At 34.0% G+C, this 9,235-nt stretch carries 7 protein-coding genes and 1 other RNA gene; 7 read left to right on the top strand and 1 reads right to left on the bottom strand.

What is annotated here, in order from left to right; all coding sequences use genetic code 11:
• Window positions 1-36 precede the first annotated feature (36 nt).
• The 5 genes from rnpB (at window position 37) to OU788_RS11075 (ending at window position 7,250) form a co-directional block, all read left to right on the top strand.
• Window positions 37-347: RNase P RNA component class A (gene rnpB / locus OU788_RS11095), an RNA gene on the top strand.
• A 367-nt stretch (window positions 348-714) separates the two neighbouring features.
• Window positions 715-3,492 carry a bifunctional aconitate hydratase 2/2-methylisocitrate dehydratase gene (locus tag OU788_RS11090; protein WP_274635231.1) on the top strand — a complete coding sequence of 926 codons (2,778 nt, stop codon included), beginning with the start codon at window positions 715-717 and terminating at the stop codon, window positions 3,490-3,492.
• A gap of 183 nt (window positions 3,493-3,675) precedes the next feature.
• The gene (locus OU788_RS11085; RefSeq protein ID WP_274635230.1) at window positions 3,676-5,943 is read left to right on the top strand and encodes an aconitate hydratase; all 2,268 of its coding nucleotides are present in this window, start codon (window positions 3,676-3,678) and stop codon (window positions 5,941-5,943) included.
• A 61-nt stretch (window positions 5,944-6,004) separates the two neighbouring features.
• Window positions 6,005-6,715, top strand: coding sequence for a peptidoglycan DD-metalloendopeptidase family protein (locus tag OU788_RS11080; RefSeq protein ID WP_274635229.1), 711 nt, complete (start codon window positions 6,005-6,007; stop codon window positions 6,713-6,715).
• A gap of 61 nt (window positions 6,716-6,776) precedes the next feature.
• Window positions 6,777-7,250 (top strand): DUF6495 family protein, encoded by a 474-nt coding sequence (locus OU788_RS11075; protein ID WP_274635228.1) that lies wholly within the window; start codon window positions 6,777-6,779, stop codon window positions 7,248-7,250.
• Window positions 7,251-7,266: 16 nt separating this feature from the next.
• On the opposite strand, the gene OU788_RS11070 is transcribed toward OU788_RS11075, so the two are convergent.
• Window positions 7,267-7,950 carry an SIR2 family NAD-dependent protein deacylase gene (locus OU788_RS11070; protein WP_274635227.1) on the bottom strand — a complete coding sequence of 228 codons (684 nt, stop codon included), beginning with the start codon at window positions 7,948-7,950 and terminating at the stop codon, window positions 7,267-7,269.
• Between the two features lie 87 nt (window positions 7,951-8,037).
• Between OU788_RS11070 and OU788_RS11065 the strand changes: the two genes are divergently transcribed.
• Window positions 8,038-8,724 carry a TrmH family RNA methyltransferase gene (locus tag OU788_RS11065; RefSeq protein WP_274635226.1) on the top strand — a complete coding sequence of 229 codons (687 nt, stop codon included), beginning with the start codon at window positions 8,038-8,040 and terminating at the stop codon, window positions 8,722-8,724.
• Entirely contained in the window at window positions 8,717-9,217 is a 501-nt protein-coding gene (locus OU788_RS11060; RefSeq protein WP_274635225.1) for a hypothetical protein, read from the top strand. Before OU788_RS11065 ends, OU788_RS11060 begins: the two co-directional genes overlap by 8 nt.
• Window positions 9,218-9,235: the final 18 nt, after the last annotated feature.

The raw sequence follows: 9,235 nt of genomic DNA, 5'->3' as shown, positions 1-9,235 counted from the left end.
TTTTTTTATGAATAAAGTTGTGAACTAAAAACATATTAAGCAGACCTATCTTATCGACTTGCAGTACATGTAAGTAGGAAAGTCTGGACACCATAGAGTAGCATAGCGGATAACATCCGTCCGGTGTAAACCGAGGACAAGTGCAACAGAAAGTATGTACAGGTAATGCTGTAGTGAAACCAGGTAAACTCTATGCGGTGCAATGCCATGTACATTAGAGCTTGAGCGCTACTCGCGCGATTCTAAGGGGTAGGCAGATTGATTCCGAGAGTAATTTCGGAACTAGATAAATGATAAGAGCCTCATTTTTTGAGGAACAGAATCCAGCTTATGGGTCTGCTTTTTTCCTATTTAGAATCATTATAGCTTTTTCTATACTTTACTTAAAACACCTCAATTATCAAATTGATAATTAATCGACTAGTTTTTAAGTGTTTTTTTGATATATTTTTAAAAACAGCTATTTCAAATTGAATAAATTCATTACTTCAGCTGTTTTGTTGTTTATTTTTAAAATTGAGGTTAAAATAGTACTTTTGCTAGGCAAAAAATAACAAGATATACTCGTGTGTAAACTTGATATATGTGCTTACATATAACAGTTTAGATACAAATAAATCAAGAAATAATAAGGGCAGTTTTTATAGTTGTATATCAACTTCAATAAAGCCTAGTTTTTAGAGTTTCTTTCAAATATTAAATAATAAACCTTTTATGAACACATACTCAGATTACCTAAAGGAGATTGAAGTAAGAAAAGGGCAAGGTCTACATCCTAAGCCAATTGACGGAAGTGAATTGTTAACTGAAATCATCTCACAAATTAAAGATGAAAATAACGAGCACCGTAAAGAGTCTCTTAATTTCTTTATTTATAATGTTTTACCAGGTACAACAAGTGCTGCTGGTGTAAAAGCTGATTTCTTAAAAGAGATTATCTTAGGAGAATCTGTAGTAGAAGAAATTACTCCAGCTTTTGCTTTTGAACAATTATCTCACATGAAAGGTGGACCTTCAATCAAGGTTTTATTAGATTTAGCTTTAGGGAATGATAAAGCAATAGCAAAAGAAGCTGCTAAGGTGTTAAAAACTCAAGTATTCTTATATGAGGCAGATACTGAGCGTTTAGAGGAGGCTATGAAAGCAGGAAGTGCAATAGCTAAAGAAATTATAGAGAGTTATGCACAAGCAGAATTTTTCACAAAATTACCAGAGATAGAGGAAGAAATTCAAATAGTAACATTTGTTGCTGGTGTAGGTGATATTTCAACAGATTTATTATCTCCAGGAGCAGATGCACACTCTAGATCTGATCGTGAGTTACACGGACAATCTATTTTTGAGCACAACAAAGAAATGCAACAAGAATTGTTAGCATTAAAAGAGCAACATCCAGATAAACGAGTGATGTTAATCGCTGAAAAAGGAACAATGGGAGTAGGATCTTCAAGAATGTCAGGGGTAAATAACGTTGCTCTTTGGACAGGAATTTCTTCTAGCCCTTATGTACCTTTTATCAATATTGCACCAGTAATTGCTGGTACTAACGGAATTTCTCCAATTTTCTTAACTACTGTTGGGGTAACTGGAGGTATTGGTATTGATCTTAAAAACTGGGTGAAACAAAAAGATGCTAAAGGAAATACAGTATTAGATGCTGATGGAGAGCCAGTTTTAGAACAAACTTATTCTGTTGATACAGGAACTGTGTTAACTATTAACACAAAAACTAAGAAATTATATAACGGAGATAAAGAATTAAAAGATATTTCTGATGCTTTAACTCCACAAAAAATGGAGTTCATCAAAGCTGGTGGTTCTTATGCAGTGGTTTTTGGTAAAAAATTACAAACATTTGCTGCTAAAGTTTTAGGAATTGAAGCTCCACAAGTATATGCAGCGTCTAAAGAAATTTCTGTTGAAGGACAAGGATTAACAGCGGTTGAAAAAATCTTCAACAAAAATGCTGTAGGAACTACTCCAGGAAAAACATTACATGCAGGTTCTGATGTTCGTGTAGAAGTTAACATTGTAGGGTCTCAAGATACTACAGGGTTAATGACTTCTCAAGAATTAGAAATGATGGCTGCTACGGTAATTTCTCCAATCGTTGATGGAGGATACCAATCAGGATGTCATACTGCTTCAGTTTGGGATGATAAGTCAAAAGCGAACATTCCTAGATTAATGAAGTTTATGAACGACTTCGGTTTAATTACTGGTCGTGATCCTAAAGGACAATACCACGCAATGACGGATGTAATTCATAAAGTATTGAATGATATTACCGTAAGTGATTGGGATATCATTATTGGAGGTGACTCTCATACACGTATGTCTAAAGGAGTTGCTTTTGGTGCCGATTCAGGAACAGTTGCTTTAGCCTTAGCGACTGGAGAAGCTACAATGCCAATTCCTCAATCGGTAAAAGTTACGTTTAAGGGAAACATGAGAAGTTTCATGGATTTCCGTGATGTAGTGCACGCTACACAACAACAAATGTTAAAGCAATTTGGAGGAGAGAACGTTTTCCAAGGAAGAGTTATTGAAGTACATATTGGTACGTTAACAGCTGACCAAGCCTTTACATTTACTGACTGGACTGCGGAAATGAAAGCAAAGGCTTCTATCTGTATTTCTGAAGATGAAACATTAATTGAATCACTAGAAATTGCTAGAGACCGTATCCAAATCATGATTGATAAAGGAATGGATAATGAAAAGCAAGTATTACAAGGTTTAGTTGATAAAGCGAATACTAGAATCCAAGAGGTTAAAACAGGTATCAAACCAGCGTTAAAACCAGATGCGGATGCTAAATATTATGCAGAAGTTGTGATTGATTTAGATGAAATCGCTGAGCCAATGATTGCTGATCCAGATGTAAATAACGAAGATGTTTCTAAACGTTATACGCACGATACTATTCGTCCATTATCATTCTACGGAGGAACTAAAAAAGTAGATTTAGGATTCGTAGGATCTTGTATGGTGCATAAAGGAGATATGAAAATCTTAGCTCAAATGTTAAAGAACATTGAAGCGCAACAAGGTAAAGTAGAGTTTAACGCTCCGTTAGTAGTTGCGCCACCAACCTATAACATTGTAGATGAGTTAAAGGCTGAAGGAGATTGGGAAGTATTACAAAAATATTCAGGATTTGAGTTTGACGATAATGATCCTAAAGGTTTAGCCCGTACTAAGTATGAAAACATGTTATACTTAGAGCGTCCAGGTTGTAACTTATGTATGGGTAACCAAGAAAAAGCAGAACCAGGAGATACGGTAATGGCAACTTCAACACGTTTATTCCAAGGAAGAGTTGTAAAAGATTCTGGTGAGAAAAAAGGAGAATCGTTATTGTCATCTACTCCAGTTGTAGTATTATCAACTATTTTAGGAAGAACTCCTACCATGGAAGAATACGAAAAAGCTGTTGATGGAATCGTATTAACGAAATTTAAACCATCTCAAAAGCAATTAGTAATGTAATCACAAACATTATTTATAAATAGAAGCCCGAGTTTTAACTCGGGCTTTGTTGTTATTAATTAATTTCTGGATTAAACTCTACTATAGAAAAAACTTATGTAAACTTATTATAATTATATAGCTACTTCATCTTTTATACTGTTTTTTTTGGTAAATTCGTACAGCAACAAAAAAATTACATATATGGCTTTTGATATTAATATGATAAAAGAGGTATACAATAAAGTAGTTGATCGAGTAGATGCTGCCCGTAAAATTACAGGTAAACCTTTAACATTAGCAGAGAAAATTTTATATACACATCTTTGGGATGGAACACCAACGAAAGCTTTCGAAAGAGGAAAGGATTATGTTGATTTTGCTCCAGACCGTATAGCTTGTCAAGATGCAACAGCACAAATGGCGCTGCTTCAGTTTATGCAAGCAGGAAAAAGTAAAGTAGCAGTACCAACAACGGTACATTGCGATCACTTAATTCAAGCAAAAGTAGGTGCTTCAACAGATTTACAAACTGCGTTAAATAATTCAAATGAAGTTTTTAACTTTTTAGAATCGGTTTCTAATAAATATGGAATTGGCTTTTGGAAACCAGGTGCAGGTATTATTCATCAAGTAGTATTAGAAAATTACGCTTTTCCGGGAGGAATGATGATTGGTACCGATTCTCACACGGTGAATGCAGGAGGATTAGGAATGGTGGCCATTGGAGTAGGTGGAGCTGATGCAGTAGATGTAATGGCAGGTATGCCTTGGGAATTAAAGTTTCCTAAATTAATTGGTGTAAAATTAACAGGGAAATTATCTGGATGGACAGCACCTAAAGATGTGATTTTAAAAGTAGCAGAAATTCTAACTGTAAAAGGAGGAACAGGTGCAATAGTTGAATATTTCGGACCAGGAGCTACAGCAATGTCGTGTACAGGTAAAGGAACTATTTGTAATATGGGAGCAGAGATTGGAGCTACAACCTCTACCTTTGGTTACGATGAATCTATGGAACGTTATTTACGTGCTACGGATAGAAATGATGTAGCTGATGCAGCAAATGAGATTAAAGAATATTTAACGGCAGACCCTGAAGTATACGCAAATCCTGAGCAATATTTTGATCAAGTAATAGAAATTAATTTATCAGAATTAGGGCCTTTATTAAACGGACCTTTCACGCCAGATTTATCTACCCCAGTAGGAAAAGAAATGACAGAAAAGGCGCAAGCAAATGATTGGCCATTGCAAGTAGAATGGGGGCTTATAGGTTCTTGTACAAACTCTTCTTATGAAGATTTATCACGTGCAGCTTCTATTGCGCAGCAAGCAATCGATAAAGGATTGAAGACGAAAGCTGAGTTTGGTATCAATCCAGGATCTGAACAAGTACGTTATACAGCTGAAAGAGACGGTATTTTACAAGTTTTTGAAAACTTAGATGCTAAAATATTTACCAATGCATGCGGACCGTGTATTGGTCAGTGGGGACGTTATGAAGATCCGAAGAACGCACCAAAAAACTCTATTGTACACTCATTCAATAGAAACTTTGCAAAGCGTGCTGATGGAAATCCAAATACACATGCATTCGTGGCTTCACCAGAATTAACAGCTGCTATTGCTATTGCAGGACGCTTAGATTTTAATCCATTAACAGATACTCTAATCAATGAAAATGGAGAAGAGGTGATGTTAGATGAACCAACAGGTTGGGAATTGCCTCCAAAAGGATTTGAAGTTGATGATAACGGTTATTTAGCACCTGAAGCAGATGGAAGTAACATAGAAGTGGTTGTAGATCCAAATTCAGAGCGTTTAGAATTGTTAACACCATTTGAGCCAATTGGAAATGAGATTAAAGATGCTAAATTATTAATCAAAGCATTCGGAAAATGTACAACTGACCATATATCTATGGCAGGTCCTTGGTTACGTTACCGTGGACATTTAGATAATATTTCTAACAACATGTTAATTGGAGCAGTGAATGCTTTCAATATGAAAACAAACTTCGTGAAAAACCAATTAACAGGGGAGTATGATGCAGTGCCAAAAGTACAGAGAGAATACAAAGCGAAAGGAATTAAAACAATTGTTGTGGGAGATCATAATTATGGAGAAGGTTCTTCACGCGAGCACGCAGCTATGGAACCTCGTCATTTAGGTGTTGCAGCGGTGTTGGTAAAATCATTTGCGCGTATTCACGAAACAAACTTGAAAAAACAAGGGATGTTAGGCTTAACATTTGCGAATGAAACAGATTACGATTTAATTCAAGAAGATGATACCTTCAACTTCTTAGATTTAAATGAATTTGCGCCAAACAAACCATTAACTATTGAAGTTGTTCATGCTGATGGTTCAAAAGATAGAATTATCGCGAATCATACCTATAACGAAGGACAAATAGAATGGTATAAAGAAGGTTCTGCTCTAAATTTAATTAAGAAACAGAACGCTTAATATATAAACTAGTTTATTTATAGAAAGTGCAGTAATTACTGCACTTTTTTAATTTTTAATTATGACAGACTTTTTAAGTAATATTTCTGAAATTCCATTGAACGTAATAGATACCAACATATCTTTTGATCAATATATTCCAATTTCTATAGCGACATCAAACAAAGACTTAGTTTTTGACGTTTCTTCATCAAAAGAATGGGAGGCTTATTTGGAAAATTATTTTTCAAAACATAAAAAAACAGTTGCTTTTGGGGGATATTTGGAAGTAAGAGATATTTATAGTAGAAGTGAACATTTCAATAAATTGTCCGAAGAAAACCAACGAAATATTCACTTAGGAATTGATTTGTGGTGTGATGCAAATACTGATGTTTTAGCTGTGCTAGATGGAGAAATCCATAGTTTTAAAAACAATACAAACTATGGAGATTATGGACCAACGATTATTCTTAAACATTCAATTGAAGGAAATGAGTTTTACTCATTATATGGTCATTTATCATTAGAGTCTATAAAAAACTTAGAAGTTGGAACCAAGGTGATTCAGGGAGAAAAGATAGGAACTTTAGGAGATAGTTCTGTCAATGGAGATTATGCGCCACACTTACACTTTCAATTAATTATAGATATTGAAGATTATTATGGCGATTACCCAGGAGTATCTTCAAAAAAGACCTTGGATTTTTACAAGCAAAATTGCCCTAATCCTAATTTATTATTAAAATTGCCGAATGAGAAACCCTCATTGAGGATTAAAAAAACAAGATAATCACCCTAATTAAAGAGAATGAATAAAAGCTAGGGTTAGTTAATTATTAAAATTTGAATTTTTGAAATATAGACAACTTACAAAAGAGCAGTTTGAAGGATTACATGAAGAGTTTGCACGTTTTTTAGCTTCACAAAACATCGATAAAAAAGAATGGGATGAGCTAAAAGAAGAGAAACCTCATGTTGCTGAAGATGAAATGAATGTGTTTAGCGATGTCGTTTGGGACGATGTATTGACCAAAACGAATTATCTAGAGCATTTTTCTCCAAAAGTGGTTAACTTATTTAAGTGTGATGAAAAAGAAATTCATCGTATTGTAATAACGATTGATAAAGAAGTAAACGTACTTGAACAAGAAGGATTTGAGTGGTTATTAAAAAATCCACAAGATGAAGCCATAGAATTTTTAAGAGGATCAAAGCCGTATCAAGAAGAAAGAAATGTAGAGTTGTTTGATTTGATTGAAAAAGGAAGTACTATTTCTAAAGGAGAACTGTACGAATATTTCGATCGATTAACCTCTAATTCCTAGTCAATATCATCTGAACTTATCGAAGTATACTGATTAATGTATCAGTACCAGTACTGGCAACGTCTTTAATAATCGTTAAATTATTAAAGGCGTTTTTGTTTACAGCAGGGTTGGGGTCAATAAAGTAAATAGGGGTGTTAGATGTTACATAATCCACCAAACTTGCAGCAGGATATACTTGCATTGAGGTTCCGATAATAACCAAAATATCTGCTTGCAAAGTAATTTCAACCGCTTTCTCTAATAATGGAACATCTTCTCCGAACCAAACAATGTGTGGACGTAATTGTGCATTTTCTTCACATGTATCTCCTAAAAGGATATCCTTTTTCCATGGATATACCAAGTTTTCATTTTTTGTACTACGCACTTTTAATAATTCACCATGTAAGTGTAATACATTAGAACTACCAGCGCGTTCGTGTAAATCATCTACATTTTGAGTAATGATATCAACATCAAAAGTGCTTTCTAAATCAGCTAAATTTAAATGTGCTTTGTTAGGAGCTACTTCCAAAAGTTGCCTTCTACGTTGGTTGTAAAAATCTAAAACTAATTCTGGGTTAGCTCTAAATCCTTCAGGAGAAGCTACTTCATAAATATCATGTCCTTCCCATAAACCATCAGCATCTCTAAAGGTTTTTAAACCACTCTCAGCACTCATACCAGCTCCTGTTAATACTACCAAACGTTTTTTCATAATATAGATTTCGTTGCAAGTTTAAGAAAATAAATACTTAGCTATCTCCTTGCGATTAAAAATAGGAAAAATTACTATGTTTGTTGTATGATTGATGAAGGATTATTAACCTATTTGGAAGGATATATTACTGAGAATAGGAAGGAAACGTTTGAAAAGGTATTAAGCGAGCGAACACGTCATTTTACAGTAGTTTTAGAAGATATTTACCAACCGCATAATGCCAGTGCAGTAGTGAGAAGTTGCGATATTTTTGGTGTACAAGATGTGTATGCTATCGAAAATAGTTTTACCAATAAAGTGTCAAAGCACGTTGCTAAAGGAAGTCAGAAATGGTTAAATATCAACCGTTATAAAGAAGATGGTGACAATACTAAGGATTGTTTAGACGATTTAAGAAAAAAAGGATACCAGATTATAGGAACTACACCGCACACGGATTCTTGTGTGTTGTCTGATTTTGATGTAACTAAAAAATCAGCCTTTGTTTTTGGAACTGAAAAAGAAGGGATTTCTGATTACATAAAGAAAGAAGCCGACGGCTTTTTAAAAATTCCAATGGTAGGTTTTACTGAAAGTTTGAACATTTCGGTAGCCGCAGCAATTATTTTACAAGATGTTACCACTCGTATGAAGAAGTTACCAATAGATTGGAAATTATCAGACGTAGAGAAAAAAGAGTTGTATTTTGAATGGATTAAAAACACGGTTAAAAATCCAGAGAAACTGATAGAGTACTACTATAAAGAGCTTAAGCTTGGAGAAGGTGAATAAAAAACTAAAGATTTTATACCGAGCAAAGCTATTTTTAACCCTAGGACAAATACTAAGTGTAGCAGGGTTTATTATGCTGTTTTTTTTATTAAAGTCAAGCGTCAAAACTATAAACAAATCAAAAGAATATATCAAAGAAAGTGTAATCATAGATTCAATGTATAGTAACGGTGGAGGAAGCCGAGAAACAAACTCACGTTTTGCAAAGATAAAAGATAGTCAAGGAAATGTAAAAATAGTTTTATTACCCTTAAACACTATTGAACGAGATACAGCTTCTGTAGGAGAAAAGTTATTAGTTTGGAATATTCAAAAACCTAAAGGAAGTATTATTTTAAGATACAAAGGAGAAGAGATTTTTCCTATACATCGTTATAAACAAGATATATTTAATGTAATATTCTTTTTTTATATACCTTTTATTTTAATTTGGATAGCAAGATACTTAGTAAATAAAAGAATTAAAAAGCTTGAAATTTTAGCAAGTAGTTAGATGATTTTTGACAGCACT

Source organism: Tenacibaculum sp. L6, from assembly GCF_028823685.1.
In the GTDB taxonomy this organism is placed as follows: Bacteria; Bacteroidota; Bacteroidia; order Flavobacteriales; family Flavobacteriaceae; genus Polaribacter.
The sequence above is the reverse complement of the archived record's forward strand: the minus strand, read 5'-3'. Positions and strand labels throughout refer to the sequence as shown.